18 protein-coding genes are annotated in these 21,988 nt (G+C 66.7%); 7 read left to right on the top strand and 11 right to left on the bottom strand.

Annotation, left to right across the window (positions count from 1 at the left end; translation table 11 throughout):
- Positions 1-21 precede the first annotated feature (21 nt).
- Both ACFVTE_RS09180 and ACFVTE_RS09175 read left to right on the top strand, forming a co-directional pair.
- The gene (locus ACFVTE_RS09180; protein WP_387099364.1) at positions 22-978 is read left to right on the top strand and encodes a polysaccharide deacetylase; all 957 of its coding nucleotides are present in this window, start codon (positions 22-24) and stop codon (positions 976-978) included.
- 133 nt (positions 979-1,111) lie between these two features.
- The gene (locus tag ACFVTE_RS09175) at positions 1,112-1,786 is read left to right on the top strand and encodes a DUF1345 domain-containing protein (protein WP_387099362.1); all 675 of its coding nucleotides are present in this window, start codon (positions 1,112-1,114) and stop codon (positions 1,784-1,786) included.
- Between the two features lie 99 nt (positions 1,787-1,885).
- On the opposite strand, the gene ACFVTE_RS09170 is transcribed toward ACFVTE_RS09175, so the two are convergent.
- Together ACFVTE_RS09170 and ACFVTE_RS09165 are read right to left on the bottom strand one after the other, a co-directional pair.
- The gene (locus ACFVTE_RS09170) at positions 1,886-3,031 is read right to left on the bottom strand and encodes a glycoside hydrolase family 3 N-terminal domain-containing protein (protein WP_387099360.1); all 1,146 of its coding nucleotides are present in this window, start codon (positions 3,029-3,031) and stop codon (positions 1,886-1,888) included.
- 369 nt (positions 3,032-3,400) lie between these two features.
- Complete coding sequence (locus tag ACFVTE_RS09165) at positions 3,401-3,823, bottom strand: sortase domain-bontaining protein (protein ID WP_387099358.1); 423 nt, start codon at positions 3,821-3,823, stop codon at positions 3,401-3,403.
- A gap of 4 nt (positions 3,824-3,827) precedes the next feature.
- Here ACFVTE_RS09165 and ACFVTE_RS09160 point away from each other — a divergent pair, with 4 nt between their 5' ends.
- Positions 3,828-4,067 (top strand): hypothetical protein, encoded by a 240-nt coding sequence (locus tag ACFVTE_RS09160; protein WP_387099356.1) that lies wholly within the window; start codon positions 3,828-3,830, stop codon positions 4,065-4,067.
- Positions 4,068-4,113: 46 nt separating this feature from the next.
- Here ACFVTE_RS09160 and ACFVTE_RS09155 read toward each other — a convergent pair whose 3' ends face one another.
- From ACFVTE_RS09155 to ACFVTE_RS09125, 7 genes are all read right to left on the bottom strand, one after another.
- Positions 4,114-4,785 carry a hypothetical protein gene (locus tag ACFVTE_RS09155; RefSeq protein ID WP_387099354.1) on the bottom strand — a complete coding sequence of 224 codons (672 nt, stop codon included), beginning with the start codon at positions 4,783-4,785 and terminating at the stop codon, positions 4,114-4,116.
- A gap of 158 nt (positions 4,786-4,943) precedes the next feature.
- On the bottom strand, positions 4,944-5,726 hold the full coding sequence (locus ACFVTE_RS09150; RefSeq protein ID WP_387099352.1) for a hypothetical protein: 783 nt from the start codon (positions 5,724-5,726) through the stop codon (positions 4,944-4,946).
- A gap of 382 nt (positions 5,727-6,108) precedes the next feature.
- Positions 6,109-6,285 carry a CsbD family protein gene (locus ACFVTE_RS09145; RefSeq protein WP_331573156.1) on the bottom strand — a complete coding sequence of 59 codons (177 nt, stop codon included), beginning with the start codon at positions 6,283-6,285 and terminating at the stop codon, positions 6,109-6,111.
- A 58-nt stretch (positions 6,286-6,343) separates the two neighbouring features.
- Positions 6,344-7,147 carry a YcnI family protein gene (locus ACFVTE_RS09140; RefSeq protein WP_387099350.1) on the bottom strand — a complete coding sequence of 268 codons (804 nt, stop codon included), beginning with the start codon at positions 7,145-7,147 and terminating at the stop codon, positions 6,344-6,346.
- 114 nt (positions 7,148-7,261) lie between these two features.
- Positions 7,262-7,876, bottom strand: coding sequence for a hypothetical protein (locus tag ACFVTE_RS09135; RefSeq protein WP_387099348.1), 615 nt, complete (start codon positions 7,874-7,876; stop codon positions 7,262-7,264).
- A gap of 92 nt (positions 7,877-7,968) precedes the next feature.
- Complete coding sequence (locus ACFVTE_RS09130; RefSeq protein WP_387099346.1) at positions 7,969-8,097, bottom strand: hypothetical protein; 129 nt, start codon at positions 8,095-8,097, stop codon at positions 7,969-7,971.
- A gap of 220 nt (positions 8,098-8,317) precedes the next feature.
- Positions 8,318-12,985, bottom strand: coding sequence for a carboxypeptidase regulatory-like domain-containing protein (locus ACFVTE_RS09125; RefSeq protein ID WP_387099344.1), 4,668 nt, complete (start codon positions 12,983-12,985; stop codon positions 8,318-8,320).
- A gap of 255 nt (positions 12,986-13,240) precedes the next feature.
- Between ACFVTE_RS09125 and ACFVTE_RS09120 the strand changes: the two genes are divergently transcribed.
- Positions 13,241-15,112 carry an O-antigen ligase family protein gene (locus ACFVTE_RS09120; RefSeq protein WP_387099342.1) on the top strand — a complete coding sequence of 624 codons (1,872 nt, stop codon included), beginning with the start codon at positions 13,241-13,243 and terminating at the stop codon, positions 15,110-15,112.
- Positions 15,113-15,457: 345 nt separating this feature from the next.
- Positions 15,458-15,847, top strand: a complete 390-nt coding sequence (locus ACFVTE_RS09115; protein WP_387099340.1) for a hypothetical protein — start codon at positions 15,458-15,460, stop codon at positions 15,845-15,847.
- 67 nt (positions 15,848-15,914) lie between these two features.
- On the opposite strand, the gene ACFVTE_RS09110 is transcribed toward ACFVTE_RS09115, so the two are convergent.
- Both ACFVTE_RS09110 and ACFVTE_RS09105 read right to left on the bottom strand, forming a co-directional pair.
- A complete protein-coding gene (locus tag ACFVTE_RS09110) occupies positions 15,915-16,607 on the bottom strand; it encodes a potassium channel family protein (protein ID WP_387099338.1) in 693 nt (230 codons plus the stop codon).
- Entirely contained in the window at positions 16,600-18,186 is a 1,587-nt protein-coding gene (locus ACFVTE_RS09105) for a TrkH family potassium uptake protein (RefSeq protein ID WP_387099336.1), read from the bottom strand. The genes ACFVTE_RS09110 and ACFVTE_RS09105 overlap by 8 nt, the downstream gene beginning before the upstream one ends.
- 404 nt (positions 18,187-18,590) lie before the next feature.
- Between ACFVTE_RS09105 and ACFVTE_RS09100 the strand changes: the two genes are divergently transcribed.
- Both ACFVTE_RS09100 and ACFVTE_RS09095 read left to right on the top strand, forming a co-directional pair.
- Complete coding sequence (locus ACFVTE_RS09100; RefSeq protein WP_387099334.1) at positions 18,591-20,573, top strand: amino acid transporter; 1,983 nt, start codon at positions 18,591-18,593, stop codon at positions 20,571-20,573.
- A 380-nt stretch (positions 20,574-20,953) separates the two neighbouring features.
- Complete coding sequence (locus tag ACFVTE_RS09095; RefSeq protein ID WP_387099332.1) at positions 20,954-21,802, top strand: phosphatidylinositol-specific phospholipase C/glycerophosphodiester phosphodiesterase family protein; 849 nt, start codon at positions 20,954-20,956, stop codon at positions 21,800-21,802.
- Positions 21,803-21,988 lie beyond the last annotated feature (186 nt).

Here is a 21,988-nt window from a genome sequence, read left to right as displayed (position 1 = left end):
TCTGACGAAAGGAACTCCGGCATGACCACCAGCGCCTTCGCGGATTCCCAGCACCCCATCTCCTGGCCGGCCGGCTTCACCGCCGCAGCGTCCTTCACCTTCGATGTCGACGCCGAATCCTGCGTCATCGCGCACGAGCCCACCAGCACCCGGCGCATGTCGCTCATGAGCCACCAGTCGTACGGGCCCAAGGTGGCGGTGCCGCGGCTGCTGCAGATCCTGGCGCGGCAGGAGGTCCGCGGGACGTTCTTCATCCCCGGGTTCACCGCCGAGAGCTACCCCGACGTGGTGCGGCAGATCGTCGACGGCGGCCACGAGATTGCGCACCACGGCTACCTGCACGAGCCGATGCAGGGGATCGACGCTTTGACGGAGGCTTCGTATCTGGACCGGGGGCTTGAGGCGCTGGAGAAGGTCGCCGGGATCCGGCCCGTGGGTTACCGGGCGCCGTGGTGGGAACTGAACTGGCACACGCCGGCGCTGCTGGCGGACCGCGGCTTCCTCTACGACTCCAGCCTGCTCGACGGCGATGCGCCGTACCGGATGTCGGTCTCGCAGGATGGTGCTTCGGACTCCCGCGACATCGTGGAGATCCCCGTGGACTGGACGCTGGACGACTGGGAGCAGTACGCGTTCTACCCCGGTGTGACGGGCAGCGGCGTGATCGAGAGCCCGGCCAAGGTGCTGGAGATGTGGACGCTTGAGGCCGAGGCCCACCATTCGCAGGGGAGCTGCTTCGTGCTCACCAACCACCCGTTCATCTCGGGCCGGCCATCGAAAGCGGTGGCGCTGGAGCGGCTGATCGAGCGGGTCAAGGGCCTGGACGGCATGTGGGTGACGACGCTGGAGCAGATTGCGGAGCACACCAAGGCGACTGTTGCCGAGGTCCACACCCACGCGCGGATCGATGTGCCCGTGTACCCCGGAGCCGGCGCCCGCTTCAAGCCCGGACAGCTGCAGGTGCCCGCGCTCAGCTAGCGCGGCGGCGTCGCCGAAGCGCGAACGGACACTTGAGGCCCTTCCCAAGGGCCCCAAGTGTCCGTTCGCGCTTCCTGCGTTTCCGCACGCGTCGCCTCGGCACGGGAGCGGGCCGAACTGCAATGATCAGTCCATGAGCAGAGTGGATGGCACAGGACACCAGGCAGCGCACTTCGACAGGCCGGCGCACCATTCGCGGCTCAGGTTGCTGGTGATGGCCGTCGTCGGACTGGCAACGGCCGTGGCGGTGGGGCTCCTGCAGTCCTGGACCTATGCGCCGGCCATGGGGTGGGCGGCGGCGTCGACCACCTATCTGGTCTGGGTGTGGGCGGTCATCGGGCGCCTGCCGGCGGGGGCCACGGCGGCGCACGCGCGGCGTGATGATCCCGGCCGGGCGGCATCCGACGCCCTGGTGCTGGCCGCTACCGTAGCCAGTTTCGGTGGCGTGGCCATGATCCTCCTGGACGCCTCCAACAGTGAAGGCGGTGCCAAATCCGCCATCATCGCGCTCGGGCTGGGGACCTCAATGTTGTCCTGGTTCCTGGTGCACACGCTCTACACCCTGCGCTATGCCTCCATCTACTACCGCGACAAGACCGGCGTCGATTTCAACCAGGACAAGCCGCCGCGCTACACGGACTTCGCATATCTGGCCTTCACCGTGGGCATGGCCTACCAGGTTTCTGACACGAACCTCAAGACCGACGCCATGCGCGGCACGGTGCTCCGCCACGGGCTGCTGTCCTACCTGCTGGGCGCGATCGTGCTGGCCACCACCATCAACCTGGTCTCCGGTTTGGTCGCCTGAGGGATGCCTCGCCTCGACACGTGGCCGAGATAGGGCCCCAAGTGTACGTTCGCGCTTCCTGGGGTGGCGTGCATACGTCCCGACCGATCAGCATCGCCCCTAATGCCCGGCCTTCACCGTGAGCACCTTCAGGGCGGCGGCGTTGACTGCTGCAGCGAATGCGGGACTGCGCTGCGCGAGCTGCAGCACTGCGGTGTACATGGTGGGAATGGCTCGGGGGTTAGCGCACAGCAGCATGGTTCCGCCGGCGCTGATGAAGTTCGTGGCCCGCGTGCCTACAGCCCACGGAGCCAGTTGCGCCGCATTGCAGAGGTCATCAGAGAGGACGACGCCGGTGAAGTGCAGGTCGGTGCGCAGCATCGTCCGCATGATCACCGGGGAGAACGGGGCGATGTGGCCGGCGTCGATGCGCGTGTAATAGGCGCTTGAGACCATGACCCACCGGGTGCCCGCCTGGATCGCTGTCCGGAACGGCAGCAGGTACGGGTCGCTGCGTGTGGTGGCCGTGTCCTTGACGTTTCGGCTGGTGTCGGTGTTCAGCGTGACGCGGCCCAGGCCGGGGAAGTGCTTGATGACCGGCGCGATGCCCGCCTGACGCATGCCGGCCGCGAAGGCGCCGCCGTGCGCTGAGACTGCCTGCGGAGTGAACCCGTATTCGCGGGCAAAGAAACCGATGGGTGCGTTCCGCGGGGCGAACTGTCGGCTCGGCACTGTGTCCATAACGGGCGCCAGGTTCATGGTGAGCCCGGCCGAGCGGAGCTGGCTTCCCCAGACGCGCGCATTGGCCTGGAGCGCGGCCGTCGTCTGTGCTCCCTGGGCCAGCGCTGTGGGGATCGCCGAGAAGCCGGGACCGCTGAGGACCTGGACGAAGCCGCCCTCCTGATCGGTCGCCACGGCGAGGCGGATCCCGCCGGTGGTGGCCGCCGACACGGTGGCAGTCATCCGGCGAACGACAGCGGCCGTCGCGGCGGTGCCCGCCCGGCTGCGCCCCGCAAGATACACATTGCCCACGTGGAACCTGGTGAGGCCGGACATGGTGTTGGCGTCCGCTCCGGTGGCCGCTGCTGCCACCATGAAGAGCTGGCCGACCCGCTGCGCCAGTGTGAGCCGGGCGAGCTGCTGGGCCGGAGTCGGTGGTGCCGCCGCCTTCACCGCCGCCACACGGTGGACGACGGCGTGCCGGCCTGTCCGGGGGACTGCTGCGCGAAGGCTTATCGGCGGCTGGGTTGCTGCGGACGGGTTCATCGCGGGCAGGACTGTCGCATGAAGTGGCTCGGCCGTTGTCGCAGACAGCGACCGGCTTGTGGACCGAGACTGGGGCGGGCCGACCGCTGCAGACAGCGCGAGCAAAAGCGCGGCTCCCAGGACTGCCAATCTACTCAGATGACGCATGTTCACACGGCTTCGCGGGGGCACTCATATATCAATGAGAGTACGCCGATTTCCACCGCCGCACGGCAAAGGTCAGACGCCCGGAGACGCGCGTGGTTGGACACCAGCGGGCGCGTGGTTTTGCCAAAAGTGGCCGGCTGGAAGCACTGCGGGCGGCCCTTTTTGGTAATGCGGCGGCCAAGGCGCAGGCGAAGGCGGCCGGTTTAGGCTAAACGGCGTCCGTCAGCCGGCCGGCTTCGCCTTGAGCTTGGCGTACACCACGTAGTTGTCGTTGAAGAGGCCGGTGGCGGGGTCGTAGCCGTCGCAGGTGATGAGCCGCAGTTCGGGGCCCTTGGTGTTGCCGTAGACCTCGAACGTGGGGAAGTTGTCTTTGCTGTACGCCGCGCCCCTCGTCACCGTGAAGACGACGGTGCTACGGTCAGCACGGCCCACAGTGATCTCGGCGCCGGGCTTGAGACCCCGGAGGTTGGCGAAGACACCCGGTCCGCCGCCGGTGGCGTTGACATGGCCCAGCATCACGGCCGGTCCCGTTTCGCCAGGCGACGGCGACCCCGAGTACCACCCTGCAGGCGCGCCCGGCCCGTCCGGCGGCACCTCCAGCGACCCGTTCTGCCGCAGAGCCAGCTTCACCAGCGGGGACTGCACGCCAATGCTCGGAACCGTAACGGACACAGGAGCGGCGGCGGGTACCGGCCGGGCACGGGACGGAACCTTCACAGCGGGGGCGGGAGCCGCCGTCGTACTTTTCGCCGGTGAGGGGGAGGGGGACGCCGGAACTGCGGGGGACTCAGCCGCCGACGGCATGCTCGCCGTGGGTGCCGAGGACGGTGCCGCCGTTCCGCATCCGCTCAGGACAATCGCGAAGAAAAACAGGGCAGCCGCCGCGTAAGTCCGAGGGCGGCGCGCGCGAGACAGGGCGCTAGCGGAGTCCATGCTCAGTGGTGTTCTTTCCAGCAGGCCAGGATGGTGGTGGCCACCTGGTAAGCGAAGTCCGTGCGCGCCACCTTCTGGGGCCCTACGTCGGAGGGCAGCCCGGTGGCGTCGACGTGCAGGGTGCTGCTGTCTTTCAGGAAGACCACCGACCCGCCAGGGGTCTGGGCGGCCGGGAAGCCAAGGTTGGCCAGGCCCTTGATCGGTGTCGCCTGGAGCTTGCCCTGGAGGGTGTCGAAGTATTGCCGTGCTGCCGCGGGGTCGGGGGATTCCTTCACCGAGATCACGAGCGGGCCGCCAGCCAGGTGGTAGGTGCAGGTGTAGGTGGCATCCGCCCAGGCGTCGGCGGTGTGCGGTGCCTCCTTCAGGGCCAGGATTGAGGCAACGTCGTCCTTGGTTTCCTGGGCGCAGATCATCCTGGAGGCTTCGGACGGACCGGTCGCCTGCGTCGCTGAGTGCTGGTCACCGGAGTGCGGGGCGGCGGCGCTCGCCGACGCCGGCAGGTCCGACGCCGGTACGTCCGACGGCGGTGCTGCCGCCGGCGCCGTTGTTGCGGTTGCCGCTGCTGACTCGACAGGATTGGTGCTTCCCGCTGCTGCTGCGCAGCCTGACAGCAGCAACGACGCTACGGCCAAAGACGCCACCGTGTGGGTGCGGGCGTTGGGTGCTTTGTTCATTCTCGCGTCCTCTGTCCTGGTGCGTCGTTCGTGGCGGGCACAAGTTCGGCGGCCGCTCGGCGTGACTGAAGCGGCGGTCCGGGGATTGGGCAGGATTCCGGCGGCCGCGGGCGCACCCCCATACGCGTCCGCGGCGGCCGGAACCGGTGCGCAGAAACCTAGGCAGCCCGGCGTCGGCGGACGATGTAGGTTCCGCCAGCAGCGGCAGCCAGGACAAGGCCGCCGCCCAAGGCCAGCACCCCGGCGTCGTTATTCTGCGGAGCTTGCTGCGGAGTCTGCGCAACGCCGGTGTCAGCGCCGCCCACCGGCATGTTCATCTGCCCGACGGCGAGGGTGCCGCAGAGGGCCGGTGACGTGGCCGCCAGCGGGAGGCTGGGCACGAGATCGCTCTTGGCGGCCTGGCCGGCGGCACTCAGGGTTGCCGGATCCAGCCCGTGGACAACGACAACCGCGGTCCCGTTGGCCAGCGCCGCCTTGGTCTCGGCGTTGAGCGGGAAGCTGCGGTCGATCGTGTAGGCGCCGCCCTGGCCGGCGACCTTGAGGTCAAGTCCGGCCGCCGGGCTGGTGTCCCCGCTGGTCGAGAGCGTGGTGCCGATCTTGCCGTAGGCCGGAGCGCCCTCGGTGGTGGAGATGACGCCGTCGCCATTCGCGTCGGCTGCGGGGGCGGGGCACTGGCCCTTGGCCCCGACGTGGATGTGCTGCACATGCGGGTACGGCGCGTTGTTGAACGTCTGGGCGAGGCCGGAGACGTTGAGGACCACGTGGGCCTCGTTGCCGGTGACGTGCAGGGTGACGGTGCCTGACGCAGAGCTGCCGTTCAGCTGGCCGAGCGTTGCCTGGTAGGTCTGGTCGCCGTCGGCGGCCATGGCCGGTGCGCCGGTCAGGGCAAGCGCGCCGAGAGCGAGCGTGGGGACGGCCAAAAATCGCAAAGTCTTATTCATCGGAAGCGTTCTCCTCATGCGAGTGGTGGTGGATCTCCCGTGGAAGGGACACAGGCAGTTCGGAGCAGCGCCGGGGCCGGATGGGTGAAAAAGTGAGGTGGCTTACTTTTTCTGGTTGAATCGCGCGTTTGTCGAGTCGCGCGCCACACGGCCAGCCCGCCGGGCAGAGAAACGCCGCCCTGCGGTGTTGGGGGCCATCGCAGGACGGCATGGATCCACGGTACTTCGCCGCGCGAAGCCGCAACAGCGGTTCCCCGGCCGGAGGCGGAAATCTTAACGTTTTTTTAACGGCTCTTCGCGTTCGAAAGGCAGGAGCGTGCGAAGACGCGGCGAGGCCCTGTCCGCTCTTACCGGACAGGGCCTCGAGCTCTAATGCGGGACCTTAATGCCTCCTGAAGGCGTCCTTGATCTTTTCGCCGGCCTGCTTGAGGTCGGCCCTCATATGGCGTGCCCTGCCTTCGGACCGGAGCCGTTCGTTTCCGGTCGCGCGGCCGGCTGCTTCCTTGCTTCTGCCGTGGAGTTTTTCGGCGGCGTTGTGGATCTTGTCACCCAAACCCATCGTGACCTCCTGTTCGGGAAAGCCGGGGCGGCCTGCTGCCGCGGCGGCCACTTTTAGTCTATCCACGGCGGCCCGGTGCGGCCATGCCCACTTTGCGCGCCACGGCGCGGGTACGTGCCAGCGCCGTCACGCCCGCGGCGAGCCCGATCAGTCCTGCGGCCAGACCGACCCATCCCGCCGTTTCGCCACCGGAGGAGGACGTCGACGAGGCCGGCGCAACTGCCGAAGCCTGCGTGGCCGCCGGGGTCGCCTCCGCGTGCGCGCCCTCGCTTTCGGCAGCGGTGGTGACGAAGGCCGGTGCCGGATGGGACTCTTCAGCTTCCGAGGCTGGCGCGGAGGCGGACGCTGACGCGTGGTGGTGCTCCGCCTCCGCGGCGTCGGCCCAGTTGACGGTGGTCCCGTCCGTGTAGCCCTGCGCCGCGGGCAGGGTCACCGTGGTGCCTGCTGCGGGGAGCCGGCCGACGGACAGGGTGAACGTCTGGAACTGGTGCTGCCCGATCTGGTGCGCGGCGTCAGCCGTCCAGACCACGCTGGTGGGCGCCTTGGTCACGGTGGCCCCGGCCACCTCGACCGGCTTGGGCAGCGTGGCGGTGATGATCTGGGCCTTCCATCCCTCGATGGGCAGGACCGAGACGGAGGTCAGCGGCGTGTCGGTGGGGAGCTTCACTTCGAGCCGGTTGGTCTTGGCGGTATCGGACTCGTTGGGGACGCTGAACGTGAGCTTGGTGAAGCCGCCCTCCGAGGTGGCGGAGGGGTCGACTGTGACGTGGGCGGAAGCTGCGGCCGCGCCGGCGGCCAGGAATCCGGCCGCCAAGGTGGCGGCTGCGGTGCTCTTGAGGGTACGGCGAAGGGAGGTATTCATGGCAGGAGTGCCTTTCACAAGTATTTGGGGTCAGGAAAAGCAGGCCGGGAGGCCTGTCCGGAAAGCGGAAGAACCGCCGTCGGAAGCTCCTGCCAATTGTGAAAGGAACTGTCTCTACGCGGCGGCTGCGAGCAGCGGAGGGCCGCGGCGGGATGGCAGGCGCAGCGAGTGGTGCCTGGGCGGAAGAACCGCGGCAGCCGCGCATGTGAAGGGGGCACGGACGGGAACGACGACGGACGGTTCGGGGTCCCGGAACAGCGGGCTCAGCCAGTCGGCCAGTGCCGCGAGGGCCCGCTCGCCGTGGGCAAGCACCAGCGCCGTGGCCAGTGTGGCGACGGCGTGGGCAGCGAACATGACACCATCAGGTGCAGCCCCGTGCGCCGGTGCGGACATCATCAGCGCCTCGTGGTTCAGCGGCGCAGGCATGTGTCCGGCGTGCCCGGACAACGTGGCCGTGGAAACCGCCGTCGACGTTCCTGCAGACATGGCGTCGAACGCCCAGTGAAGCCAGGCCTGCCCGCCGCCCACCAGCCCGATCAGAACCGGCAGCGACAGTTTGAACCGGGTGAGGGCCGCGACCGGAACCATGGTCACGGCGCACAGGGCCGCGAGGATTGTCGGCTCGGGCAGTTGGCCTCCGCCGGCGAGGTGCCCGCCGGCGGCCAGGCCCAGGACGATGGACCCGATCAGCCCGGAGCGGAACAGGCGGAACGAAGCATGCGGCTTCACGGGCTGTCCTTTCTCCTGGGCGTCGACGTTGGCGTCAGCAGCGGATTGCAGTTTACAAGCCAAGGCATGACGCAGGCCACACTCTGGGGCGTTCATGACGCATCCAGCAAGGTCAGCGACTTGAGTGCCACCAGAGCACCGACGGCCAAACGGCCGACGGCGATGGGCAGCGCACAGAGGGGCTTCAGCGCACAGAAATGGTGCAGCACGCGAAATTTCATTGCCGCCCCTTTTCGAACAAGGCTCCGGTGGGTTCATTCCGACACTAGATAGAGCGGCGTGGAAAAACCTTGGACGGGCCGTTCCGGTTCGACTCCAAGGGTCGGCCCGGATGGGTGGGGCGGCCTGCCCGGTAACGCGACAGGGCCGCTGCAAACCCACACGGAGTCGCAGCGGCCCTGCCCTTCGTAACTGACGACGAAGGTCAGTTGACTCGAGCGGTCAGCTCACCTGAGTCGTGGCTGTCCAGACTCTCACCTCCGCCGTGTAGCCGGCTTTTGATCCCGTGACGGTTACCGTGAATGTCTTGCCCAGGTCTGCTGGCAGCAGCGAGAAGGTGCTCGCCGTGGCACCCGGGATCGGAGCGCCATTTGCGTACCACTGGTATTTGAGCGCAACTGGCGCGGGTCCCCACGTCCCCGGCACAACGGTTAGGACCGAACCCACCGTTAGCGTGCCCGTGACGGTGGGGTCCGGTGCTGTCAGCACCCCGACAGCCACCTTGACCGACACCGCGCTGGTCTTGGCGACCGTGGTGAAGCCGGCCTTGGAGCCAGTAACCGTCACCGTGAGGATTTTGCCCAGCACCGCGGTGGTCGGCGTATAGGTGCTGGCCGTGGCACCAGTGATGGCTACGCCGCTCGCCTTCCATTGGTACTTCAGGTTGACCGGAGCCGGACCCCACGTGCCCGTTGCCGTCAGGACTGACCCCACTCTGACCGTGCCGCTGATCAGGGGAACCGGTGCCGTCAGAGTCCCGACGGCGGCCTTAGCGGTGAGTGCCGACGTCCTGGCCGCCGTCGCATAGCCAGCCTTGGATCCCGTCACCGTGACGCTGATGGTCTTGCCGATGACGGCTGCGGACGGCTTGTAGGTGCCGGCTGTGGCGCCGGTAATGGCGATGCCGTTCGCCTTCCACTGGTACTTCAGGGTGACCGGAGCCGGCCCCCAGGTTCCCGGCACTGCGGTCAGGGTGTAGCCCACCTTGGCGGTGCCCGTAATCCTGGGAACCGGAGCGGCGAGGGTGCCGACGGCGACCCTTGCCGTGAGTGCCGATGTCTTGGCCGCGGTGTTATAGCCGGCCTTGCTGCCGGTGACCGTGACGCTGATGGTTTTCCCGACCACTGCCGCCGACGGCTTGTACGTGCCGGAAGCGGCCCCGGCGATGGCGACGCCGTTGGCCTTCCACTGGTACTTCAGGGTGACCGTTGCAGGTCCCCAGGCTCCCGGTACGGCGGTCAGCGTGTAGCCCACCTTGGCAGTTCCGGTGATCTTGGGAGACGGTGCCGTCAGGACCGGGTTGAGGGCCATGACCGTGCCCGTGGCGGCCGAGATCTTGGTCGCCGTGGTGTATCCGGTCTTGCTGCCTGTCACGCTGAAGGTCAGCGTCTTGCCCACCTGTGCGCTCGTCAGCTTGAAGGTGGTGGCGGTGGCGCCCGTGATGGCCGCCCCGTTGGCCTTCCACTGGTACTTGAGGGCAACGGGCGATGGTCCCCACGTGCCGGGGATGGCAGTGAGCGTGGACCCCACCCTGGCTGTTCCCTTGACCACCGGCGTGGGTGCGGTCAGTGTCTGAACGACTGCAGCATAGGAGAGGTCGTGAGTCGTAGAGTTGCCCCTGACGACGCTGACCTTCGTTGCTGTCGCTTCGGTGCCCACGTTGCCCGAGTAGAGGTCGCCGCGCCCTGACAAGGCACCGTGCACCTTGATGACGTAGTTGCCAGTGCTAAGGCCCGACAGTGTGTACTGTCCGGTGGCATTGGTGCCCGCGGTGCGGGTAACCAGCGAGCCGTCCGGCGTGTAGGCCTGAATCATGGCATTGACGACCGGCTTGCCGGCCTTGTCCAGCACGACGCCAGTCACAGAACCGCCCGCCGTGAGGACGGCGTTGATGTTCTGCACTTTCTGCCCTGCGGTTAGCGGGATGGGCTGGGCCTGCCCGGCCCCGGCGGATTCGGGCTGGTTCTGGTAGTACTGGGCCTCGTCCTGCGTGAACCCGCTGGAGCGGTTGAACGCAACCTTGTAGGAACCCGCGGCCAGGCCGACCACGCTGTAGTTGCCAGCCTCATCCGAATAGCCGTTCTTGACCAGCTTGCCCGCTGAGTCCAGCACGCTCAGCAGGTGGCCGGGCTGGGCACTGGCCCCGGAGATGTTCCCGCTGATGGTGGCGCCGGTGACAACCGCCATGTCCGCGCCGGTGACAGCCTGCCCCGCGGTCACCGCTACAGACTTGGCGGTGACCGCTGTTGAACCTCCGTACCAGAGGTCCTCCGCGCCGCTCTGGCCGCCGAGGAAACGCAGCTTGTAGGAACCCGTTTCCAGTCCGACGATGCTGTAGGTACCGTCGGTATTCACATAACCGTAGACGGCCGAGTCATCGATGGTTCCGGTCTTCGTGGCCACCATTTGTGATGCGTTCAGCCGCGTCCCCGCCGGAGCGGTGATCTTGCCACTGATCTCACCGCCCCTTAGGAGAGTGGCGTTGATGCCGGTAAGGGCCTGGCCGTCTGTCACCGTGACCGGGGTAGCCGTGGCCAGGGAAATGGCGTTGGTGTACCACCGGGCCAGCAGCCCAGAGCTGCTGTAGCCTCCGAACAGGAGTTTGTAGCTGCCTGCGGGGACGCCGCGCAGCGCATACGTTCCATCGCTGTTCAGCTGGACAGAACTAACCGATGCGCCATCTGCTGCTTTGTAGAGGCCCACATTAACGTTGTAGGCGTTCACCCCGGCAGGCAGTGTGACCTTGCCGCTGATCGTGGCCCCCTTGGCCAGGGTTGCGTCCACCGCTGTCTTGTCCTGGCCGGCCGTAAGGACAATGGGCGTGGCAGCAGCTTCGGTCTGCACGTTGTTGTACCACTCATCCAGTGCCCCGGAGTTGTAGTTGGTGAAATGGATCTTGTAGCTGCCGGCCGCCAGGCCCTTCACCTTGTACGTACCGTCCGCGTTCAGGCTCGCGTGCGTGCCATAAGGGCTGCCTTCACCGCTGGCAGACACCGACACGCCGGACAGGGTTACCCCGGCCGGGACGGTCACTTTGCCGCTGATGCTTGCACCCTTAACCAGAGCGGCGTCGATGCCGGTAACGTCCTGACCGGCTGCGACCGGCAGCACGGTGGCCGTTTCCCGGGATGTTGCGTTCGCATGCCATTGGTCAAGGGCCCCCGAGCTGTACCCGGAGAACAAGAGAACATAGTTGCCCTGCGGGAGCCCGCTGAGCCTGTAGCTGCCGTCGGCCTGCACGCTGGTGTAAAGGGGATAGAACAGGCTGTTCGTGGAGCTGTAGGCATTGACGGAGACCGCGGAGAGGTCCACGCCCGCGGGCGCGGTTACCTTGCCGCTGATGGTCGCACCTTTTACGAGTGCGGTGTCTCCCAGTGCAAGCTCCTGGCTGTTGCTGAGATCAACGACGGCGGCGGCAGACGCTGCGGTCGCGCCCCCGTACCACTGCTCCAGGGCCCCGGAACTGCCCGTGCTGAACTGGATTTTGTATGATCCGGCGGTGAGGCCGCCGAACTGGTAAGAGCCGTCCGCGCTGACCCTGGCAGATTGCACGTAGGCGAGGTCGTCGGCCTGATACAGGTACGCCCACACGCCGCCGAGGTTCACTCCCACGGATGAAGTGACCCTGCCGTTGATGGATGCGCCCTTCACCAGTGAAGCGTTGACACTGGCGTGCTCCTGGCCGGCTGCTACGGCCACCGGAGTTGCGTCCACAAAAGATGCTGCGCCGTCGAACCAGTTTTCCAGTAGGCCGCTGTTGGTCCCCAGAAACTGCACTTTGTAGCTTCCGGTATTGAGCCCATTCACCTTGTAGGTGCCGTCGGCATTGACCGAGGACGATCCGACGTAGTTCGGATTCGGTCCAGCCGCGTCGTAGACACTGGCCTGGACTGAGGAGAGGTCGACTCCGGCTGGCGCAGTGATTTGTCCGCTGATGGAACCGCCTGTGACCAGGGTTGCGCCGATTCCCGTTCTGTCCTGACCTGCTGCCAGGACAACGGGCGTCGCGGCAGCGAACGATGCGGCGCCCGGGTACCACTGCTGGAGGAGGCCGCTGTTGTAGTAGGAAGCAAACTGAACCTTGTAGCTGCCCGGGGGAAGCCCGCGGAGGTTGTACACACCGTTTTGGTCGGGGTTTGCGCTGCCCCTGGTGAGGCCGTTGTCGTCCATGGCCTCAACCGACACGGAGCTAGGATCAAAACCTGCCGGAACCGTAACGGTGCCGCTGATGGAAGCGCCGCGGACAAGGGTTGCATTGATGCCGGCCAGGTCCTGCCCGGCCGTAAGTGTAACCGGCGTAGCGGTGTCGAAGGAGGTCGCTGCCGCATGCCATTGGGTCACAGCGCCGGAGTTCCCACCGACAAACTGGACCTTGTAGCTACCGGCTGGCAGGCCGCGGACAGAGTAAGTCCCATCCGGGTTGACCGACGCAAAAGCGGAGTACCACTCATTGCCTGTGCTTTGGACAGAAACGCCAAGAGAGTTGAGGTCAATGCCGGCCGGGACAGTGATTCGGCCGCTGATGGTTGCCCCCTTGACCAGGCTCGCGGTGATTCCGGTGAGGTTCTGGCCTGCCCCGAGCGTTACGGGCGTAGCAGTATCGAAGGAGGAAGCCCCTGAGTACCACTCAGCGATGGCGCCCGACTCGGAACCCTCGAAGTACAGCTTGTATGCACCCGCCGGCAAGCCGCTGACGGTGTATGTGCCGTCCCCGTTGACCTGGCTGGAACCGGCGTACGTATTCGCGTCGGCGGTGTACACGTACACCTGCGTCGCGGCGAGGGTGACGCCTGCCGGCGCCGTCACGGTTCCGCTGATCGAGGCGTCGGACAAGTCCACCGCGTTGGCCGGGGCCAATCCTGTGACTACCAGCGCCGAAAGTACCGACAATAATAATGCGATCCTTAAACGGAATCGCCCGCTCCTTACGAGCATTTTTGTCCCCCCCATGGGTCAGTAAACGGCGCGGCCGTACTTTAAATTGTCAAAGAACGCCTCAGTCTAACCATGAAATATGGTTTGTCCAACGATTGTGTAATGTTCCGGATTTCTTTATTGCACACCTCAAGCCAGTGGAAAAGGGGCCCGCATCCGGCCGCTATTGTGAGGGATGAACCGTTTCGGGGGAAAGGCTGCAGATCACGCATGAAACGAGCACTCACGCGCCTTCCCGGTGTCTGCATCATCCTGATGGCCGCATCCATCCTTGCTTTCCAGCCCGGCGGACTTTTCCGGTTTGTATGGATCAAGCTCGTCGTGGTGCTCCTGGCAGTTCTCGCGGGCCTGCTGTCGCCGGTTGGTGCCCGCCTCCCGCCGGCAGTGAAAGCCGTGCTGGCCGCGTGCGTGCTGTGGATCGCCGTCGCCATGACGCTCTCTGACACGCCACTTGCGAGTCTGGTTGGCCGGTGGCCCCGCTATGAGGGCCTGCTGATGGTCGTCGCGTACGTCGCGTCTTTCGCCGTCGGGGCGAAGATTCTGGGAGGTTCCGGCGGTAGCCGGCGGCGCGCCCTGCTCAGCCTGTCCCTTGCCGCTGCGGGCATCGCCTTGTTCGTCATTGCGGCGCTGGAAAGCGCTGGTCTTCGCCCTCTGGGAGGCGAAGCAGACGTACGGCCGGGAGCGACGCTTGGCAACGCAACCGACCAGGGCCTGGTCGGCGTCGTGATTGCCGGCGTCCTTGCCGCTCAAGTGGGCCTGGACAAGAACTGGCAGACTTGGTTCTGCCGTGCAGGTCTGCTGGCCGGCGCCGGCGTAGCTGTTCTTTCCGGGTCCCGGGCGGCGATGGCCGCGCTGCTGATCGTTGCCCTATTCAGTGCCTTTGCATGGATGAATGCCCGGTCCTGGACTTCCCTAAAGATGGCAGCAGGAGCCGCACTCGCCGTGGCGGGTATCGCCGTCGCCGTGATGCTGGTGCCATCCGCCCGGGACCGCCTGCTGTCTGCCGGGACAGTCGATGGCCGATGGCTGCTGTGGGACCGGAGTCTCGGGCTTGTCGCAGACCATCCCGCCACGGGCGTGGGTCCGAGCGGATTCGTGGATGCCCTTCCGGTGTACCTGAACCGGGAATGGGCGCGGACTGTCGGCGACAGCTTTCCTGCGGACTCGCCCCATAATTGGCCGTTGCAGGCGCTGGCCGCAGGTGGGTTTCCTCTGCTGGTACTCGTTCTCGCTCTGATCGCAGCGTCTGCGGTGGCTGTGGTCCGCCGGTTACGGGAGACGGAGCCGGCGGCCGACCGTAGATACCTCGCCGTGGTGCTGGTGACCGTTGCCGCGTACGCGCTTGCCCTGCTGACACACTTCACCTCGATCGGCACTACGGGCTTGGTGGCCTTCCTTTGCGGGGGACTGGTGGGGTCCGACGGCGGGAAGCCTGCCCGAGTCCGGAACCGGTTCATCACGGCCTTTGCTTCCGGGGCGCTGCGTGTAGTTCCGCGGCTGACGGGCGTGCTCCTGGTCCTCGGGGCGCTGGCCGTTGCCGTTCCCGCTGCGACTGCGGAATGGCCCATGCGGGCCGGCGCCCGGGCAGCTGCGGCAGGGAACAATGCCGAGGCCGGGCAGGCGTTTCATCAGGCCCGGCAGCTTCGGCCGTGGGACAGCGACACGGCACTCCTTGCAGCCCAGGCCTTCGCCGGCCCGGCGTCAGCGGGCGACCAGGATGCGGCCCGCCAAGCTGTCGAGTGGGGAAGGCTCGCCCGGGAACGGACGCCCGGCTCGCAGGAAGCAGGCACGGCCCTGGCGGTTGGCTACCTTTACAGCGGCGACGTTCCTGCGGCCAAAGACCTGCTTGACTCGCTGGTTGCTGAGTCCCCCTATTCCACGGCGCTTTATGTCCATCGGGGTGTGGCCCAGTTCGGCATGGGAGACTCCGTGGAGGCCATCACAGACCTGGAGCATGCGGCCTCGCTGGACCCTTCACTGGATACCCCGTGGCGGGTCTTGGCCAACATTCACCAGCGCCTCGGTAACGTGCAGGAGGCCGCGACGGCCAGTCAACGGGCCGATTCCCTGGCAGGGAAATAGGCGCCGCTTTCCTGTGCGCGGACGTGCCGGTTGTTTGAAAAGGGTAGAAACTTCTCGATGGCATTCCTGAATATTGTGTTCCGGCGATTGCTTAAGCCAAGAATTCCGCAGGAAAAGATCAAGATTTACGCAGTTTTTGGGGAGTTCGGCCTAATCTCAATGTCATCCATGCTATTTGGCAGCCAATATTCCGCAGCCGAATTTCATGCCACTCGCATTACGAGGTGCGCTCGCAGACGCAGCCGGTAACAGCGCAGACACAAAGTGATCCCATGCCCGAAACGTCCCAGAAAACATCGTGGTGCAGTCTGGTCCCATCAACATTCCGATGGAGGGAGACCGGCTGTGAACGAAGATGTGACGCGTGAAGTGCAGTCCAGCGCCGAGTTGGCAATAGGTGACCAGGTTGAGGCCTGGCACCGCGGACGGCTGGCGCACCAGGGGACCGTGACCAGTACCATCCAGGACATCGATCTGTTCTGGATCATCGACGCGCGGACTGGCACCCGCCGGCTGCTGGACCTTGAGCAGCTCAGCGTGCGGCGGGTGCCGGCCGGAAAGTCCGCATCCGCCGTCGGGCATTCCACAGGTGCCGGGCATTCCCCGGGCGCGGGGAAGCTGAAGTCCGACGGCGGGAAGCCGGCTAACGCCGTCGGCGCGCCTGCCGCCCGGCGGCGGAGGCCGGTCAGAAGCCTCAGCCAGGTGGTCTTCATCGAGGCGCCGGCCACACGGTAAGCGGCCCGCGGTAGCCGGCCAAGACAGGTAGCGGCTGCAGCGTGGCCCGGGCAGGCCTCGTCAGAACCTATGGCATGTTGCTGAACCGCTCCGCCTGGGTCTTGCTGCCCTGCACGATGATCTGGTCGTCGTCGTACAGGACGGTCTGCGCGGTGGTGTGGCCCCAGATGCCGCCGGGACGCTTGACCGCCACGATGGTGATGCCGTACTTGTCGCGCAGGCCCAGCACGCCGAGCGGGCGGTCGCGGGCCTCAGTGGGCGGGCTGGTGCGGATCATCACGAAGTCGTCCTCGAACTCGACGTAGTCCAGCAGCGAGCCGCGGACCAGGTGGGCCACGCGCTTGCCCATGTCGTGCTCGGGGCGGATCACGTGGTCCACGCCGAGCTGGTTGAGGATCTCGGCGTGCGGTTCGCTGATGGCCTTCGCCCAGATCTGCGGCTTCTTGAACATGAGCAGGCGCGACGTGGTCAGGATGCTCGCCTCGATGTCGCTGCCGATGCCCACCACGGCGCGGTCGAACTCGTGGACGGAGAGCTGGCGCAGCACCTCCTCCTTGGTGGAATCGGCCCGGACCACGTGGGTGAGGCGGCCGTTGTAGGACTGGACGGTGTCCTCATTCGAGTCGATGCCCAGCACCTCGGTGCCCTGCGCCTCAAGCTCCAGCGCCAGCGATCCGCCGAAGCGGCCCAGCCCGATGACCACAACTGTGCCGGCCTGCGCCCCGGACTCGGCGGAACGGGAGAAGAGGTTCTTAGCCAATGAGGGGCCTTTCCTTCGGGTATTCGTAGAGAAGCGGGCGTTCGCGGAGCGCCAGCGCGGCGCCCAGCGTCACCGGCCCGAGGCGGCCGATGAACATGAGCAGGATCAGCACCACCTGCCCTGCCGGCGGCATGGCGGCCGTGATGCCGGTGGACAGGCCCACCGTGGCGAACGCGGAGATCACCTCGAACAGGATGCGCTCCTGGCCGAAGTCGCTGATGATCATGAGGAACATCGTTGAGCCCACCACCAGCCCGATGGCCAGGAGAACCACGGTGATGGCCTGCCGGTGCACCGCCCGGGAGAGGCGTTTGCCGAAGATGTTCACGGCAGTGCCGCCCTGCAGCTCCGTCAGCAGGATGAAGAACAGGACGCTGAAGGTGGTGATCTTCAGGCCGCCCGCGGTGCCGGCCGGGCCGCCGCCGATGAACATCAGGATGTCCATGCCCAGCCAGGAGACCTCGTGCATCTGCCCGATATCGATGCTGTTGAACCCGGCCGTGCGGGTGATGACTGACTGGAAGAATCCGGCCAGGATGCGTTCGCCCGGTTTGAGCGCGCCGAGGGTGGCCGGGTTGGACCATTCGACGGCGGTGAGGAAGACGGTGCCTACGGTCAGGAGCACGGCCGTGCCCACCAGGACCAGCTTGGTGTTCATGCTCCAGTGGATGGGCCGCTGGTACTGCCGGCGCAGTTCGAACAGCACCGGGAAGCCGAGGCCGCCGATGATCACCGCGGCCGCGATGGGCAGGCAGATCCAGGGGTCGCCCGCGAAGCCAATGAGGTTGTCCGTGTGCAGGGCGAATCCGGCATTATTGAACGAGGACACCGAGTGGAAGATGCCGTGCCACAGCGCCCGCCCGGGTTCGTAGCCGTAGCCGGCCACCAGCCTGGCGGCCAGGATTCCCGCGAGCACCATCTCGACGGTGAGGCTGATGGCCAGCACGCCGAACAGCACGCGGCGGACGTCGCCGAAGCCGGTGCTCTTGATTTCCGCCGCCGCCGAGAGCCGTGAGCGCAGTCCCAGCCTCCGGGCCATGAGCACACCCAGCAGCGTGCCGAAGGACATGACCCCGAAGCCGCCGATCTGGATCAGGCTCATGATCACCACCTTGCCGAAGCCGCTCCAGTACACCGGAGTGTCCACGGTGACCAGCCCGGTGACGCACACCGAGGACGTGGACGTGAACAGGGCATCGAGGAAAGGGGCGCCGCCGGGGCTGTTCCGCGCGACGGGCAGCATAAGCAGGCCTGTTCCGACGGCGACGGCGGCCGCGAACCCGAGCACGATCACCTGCGCCGGGTGCTGGGGTGCAAAGACGTTGAGGATGCGCGGGAAGACTTTGGAGCCGCCGGACCAGAGCCCGCCGAAGCCGCGGTCGGCCCTCGTGCTGTCCGTCCTGGCCGACAGCCTCGCCGTTTTAGCCGCCGTTTTCGCCGCGAGCCTGGCCGTTTTGGCTGCCGGGCGGGGCGATCTGGCGTCAGGCGAGGACCGTTTGCCCTCCGGCAGGGGACCGTTGCCGGGAGGGCGGGCGTTCCTGCCCGCAGGCCGGGCCTTCGGGTCAGGAACGTCGCGCATACGCGTCACGCTACCACCGCGGAATTCCCCCGGGCCGGTGTGAAGGGCGAGGCGTTAAGAAAGCGTTAAGATCGCCCGTTTTGGCGCTTTTCGGATTCCGGCCGATGCTAGGCTCCCGTGGTCATCAGCAAACTGCCCATGTGAATCGAAGGACCCCGTGGCCACCTCAAGCACGCAAGGCCGTGTCCTGCCATGCTGACGCAAAGTGCCCCGTTGCTGTGGCTGATCCTCGGGATCGGCGTCACCGGCTACATGATCTACCGGCTCATCAGAGCAACGAAGTAGCCCCCGCCGTCGGACGCTCTCCCGCAGTCCGGCGGCGGGCAAGCCGCTCCCGGCCCGCCCTCCCGCCGCTGCCAGCGGCCCGGCGGCGGAACCTTCCCCGAAATCCAGAAAGACACTTCATGACCGCACCAGCCCAATACTCCGTTCCGGCCAGCGTGCCCAACCCAGAGCGGGAGAACGGCCCCGGCGGCGCGTTCACGCGGTGGCTGTTGGAGCACAAGGTGCACCAGCCCGTGGGGCCGGAGTCCGCCGAGGGCACCGGGCACCAGCAGAGCTGGTGGAAGGTCATGTGCCTGACCGGCGTGGACTACTTTTCTACGCTGTCCTACCTCCCCGGCATCGCCGCGCTCGCCGCCGGGGCGCTGTCGCCGCTGGCCACGCTGCTGATCGTGGCCCTGACACTGCTGGGCATGCTGCCGATGTACCGCTGGGTGGCGCAGGAGAGCCCGCACGGGCAGGGGTCCGTCGCCATGCTCGAGAACCTGCTCCCGTTCTGGCGCGGGAAGTTGTTCGTGCTGGTGCTGCTCGGGTTCGTGGCGACGTCATGGATCATCACCATCACGCTGTCCGCCGCCGACGCCACCGTGCACATGCTGGAGAACCCGTACCTGCCGCCGTTCCTTGAGGGCCAGGCGGTGCCCATCACCGTGGTGATGCTGCTGATCCTGGGCGGGGTGTTCCTGATGGGCTTTTCCGAAGCGGTGGCCGTGGCCATTCCGCTGGTGGCCGTCTTTCTGCTGCTGAACGCCGTCATCATCGGCACCGGAATTTACGACGCCGTCACCCAGCCGGGTGCCGTCGCCGCCTGGATGGCGCAACTCGGCTCCTTTGGCGGCGGCATTGGGAACATTGCCGGGCCTGCGATCCTGGCCTTCCCGCTGCTGGTGCTGGGCCTCTCCGGCTTCGAAACCGGCGTCAGCATGATGCCTCTGGTCAAGGCTTCCGGTGCGACGCCGGAGGAGATGCTGCGGAACCGGATCCGCAACACGCGCAAGCTCCTGACGACGGCGGCCGTGGTTATGAGTGTGTACCTGATCGGCAGCAGCTTCGTGACCACCGTGCTGATCCCGGCCGAGGCGTTCCAGGAGGGCGGCCCGGCGAACGGGCGTGCGCTGGCGTACCTGGCACACGAGCGGCTCGGCAACGGCTTCGGTTCCGTCTACGACATCAGCAGCATCCTGATCCTGTGGTTCGCCGGCGCCTCCGCAATGGCCGGGCTCATCAACATCGTGCCCCGCTACCTGCCCTCGTACGGCATGGCGCCCGACTGGTCCCGCGCGGTGCGGCCCGTGGTTCTCGTGTACACGGCCATCAGCATCCTCATCACCATCGGCTTCAAGGCAGACGTCAACGCCCAGGCCGGCGCCTACGCCACCGGGATCCTGTTCATGATGGTTTCCGGCGCGGTGGCCGTGAGCATTTCCGCCGCACGCAAGAAGAAGCGCGGGGCCGCCGTCGGCTTCACCGTGCTGACGCTGGTGCTGCTCTACGCCCTGGTGGAGAACGTGATCGAGAAACCGGACGGCCTGGCGATCTCCGGGTTCTTCATCCTGGGCATCGTGGTGGTTTCCCTGGTGTCCCGAGTCTCGCGCACCACCGAGCTGCGGGTGGACCGGATTGAGTTCGACGAGGCCGCACGCCGCTTCGTGACCGACACGATCGACTACGACGGGCGGATCAACATCATCGCCAACCGCCCGCAGGCCAGGGACGCCAAGGAGTACGCGGAGAAGGAGGCGGCGCAGCGGGAGAACAACCCGGTGCCCGGCACGGCCGATGTGATGTTCCTGGAGATCGACGTTACGGACCCGTCGGGCTTCAGCGACGTGCTCACGGTGCGCGGGGTGGAAGTGGACGGGCACCGCGTCCTTCGCGCGAACAGCCCGGCAGCGCCCAACGCCATCGCCGCGATCCTGCTCGCCCTGCAGGCCGCCACCGGAGTCAAGCCGCACGCGTACTTCGAGTGGGCCGAGGGCAACCCGCTGGCGCATCTCATGCGGTACCTGCTCCTGGGCCGCGGCGACACCGCCCCCGTGGTCCGCGAGATCATCCGCGAAAACGAGCCCGACCCCGCCCGCCGCCCCGGCATCCACGTCGGCTAACCCTTCGGTCCCTGCTCTTCTCTCCCCTCCACTCCCTTCCTGCCGCTTTTTCGCCGACCCTTCCTCACCTTTGGCCGCTTAATTCCAGACGCGTCCTCACCTTTGGCCGCTTGATTCCAGACGCGTCCTCACCTTTGGTCGCTTAATTCCAAACGCGTCCTCACCTAGGCATAAGCCAGTGAGGACGCGTCTGGTTCTTGTCGACAGGATCTGAGGAAGCGTCGGCCGGCGGGTCTGCGACATGTCCCGTTCACCTGAGTGTCAGCGGCCGGTGGACAAGCGTTAGCCGCCGGCGGGCAGGGTGGTGGGGCACGCCGTCGGACGTTCCCAATCCGGGAAGCGGCGGCCGCGTCCCCAAAACCGCACTGAAGGAGAACCCTGTGCTGCTCAAAAGCACCGTCACTGCCCTCGTCGCCCTAACGGCGCTCGCCGGAATCGCCGCCCCGTCCACCGCGGCGCCGGATGCCGCCGTCGTACTGGGCGAGCCGCATGCCGCAGCGCACGCGCACAACGACTACGAACACGAACGGCCGCTGCTGGACGCGCTGGAACACGGGTTCACGAGTGTGGAGGCGGACGTCTGGCTGGTGGACGGCGAGCTGCGCGTGGCGCATGACCTCGCGAATGCCCGCGCAGGCGTCACGCTTGAAAGCCTCTACCTGGACCCGCTGGACAAGCTCGTACGGCAGCAGGGCCACAGCGTTTACCCGGGTTGGGACGGCAGCCTGCAGTTGCTGATCGACATCAAGAGCGACGGCGAACCGACGTATGCGGCCGTCGAGAAGGAACTGGCGGAGCACCCGGCGCTGATGACGCGGTACGCCAACGGCAAGGTCACCACCGGGCCGGTCACCGCCGTCATCAGCGGCAACCGCCCGCTGGCGACAATGCAGGCTGCGGACAAGAGGTTCGGCTTCTACGACGGCCGCTCGGCGGATCTGGCTTCGGGGATGCCTGCTTCACTGATGCCGCTGGTCAGTGACAACTGGACCAAGCTGTTCACCTGGCAGGGTGTCGGGCCGATGCCGGAGGCCGAGCGCGCCAAGCTGCGTGCGTATGTGGCCACGGCTCACGCGAACGGTTACCGGGTGCGGTTCTGGGCGACGCCGGACCAGCCGGGTCCGGCGCGTGATGCTATGTGGACCGAACTGCTGGAGGCGGGCGTCGACCACATCAACACGGACGACCTCCCAGCGCTGGATGGTTTTCTGAGCAAGCGCGGGCAGTAGGGCGCTAGGCCGCGAGTACCCTGCATGTCGTGCCGACGGGTATACCCAGCAAGCTGAGAACGACCGTCACCTCACCCTTGACAGGCGACGAATCCCAACCGCCAGGCCCGGCCGCGACGAGAGTGAATTCTGAGGTACCGCTCGTGAGTAGTCCGGACGGGACCGGCACACTTGTCGCTTGTGGGC

It is taken from the genome of Arthrobacter sp. NPDC058097 (assembly GCF_042884885.1).
Taxonomy (GTDB): domain Bacteria; phylum Actinomycetota; class Actinomycetes; order Actinomycetales; family Micrococcaceae; genus Arthrobacter.
The sequence above is the reverse complement of the archived record's forward strand: the minus strand, read 5'-3'. Positions and strand labels throughout refer to the sequence as shown.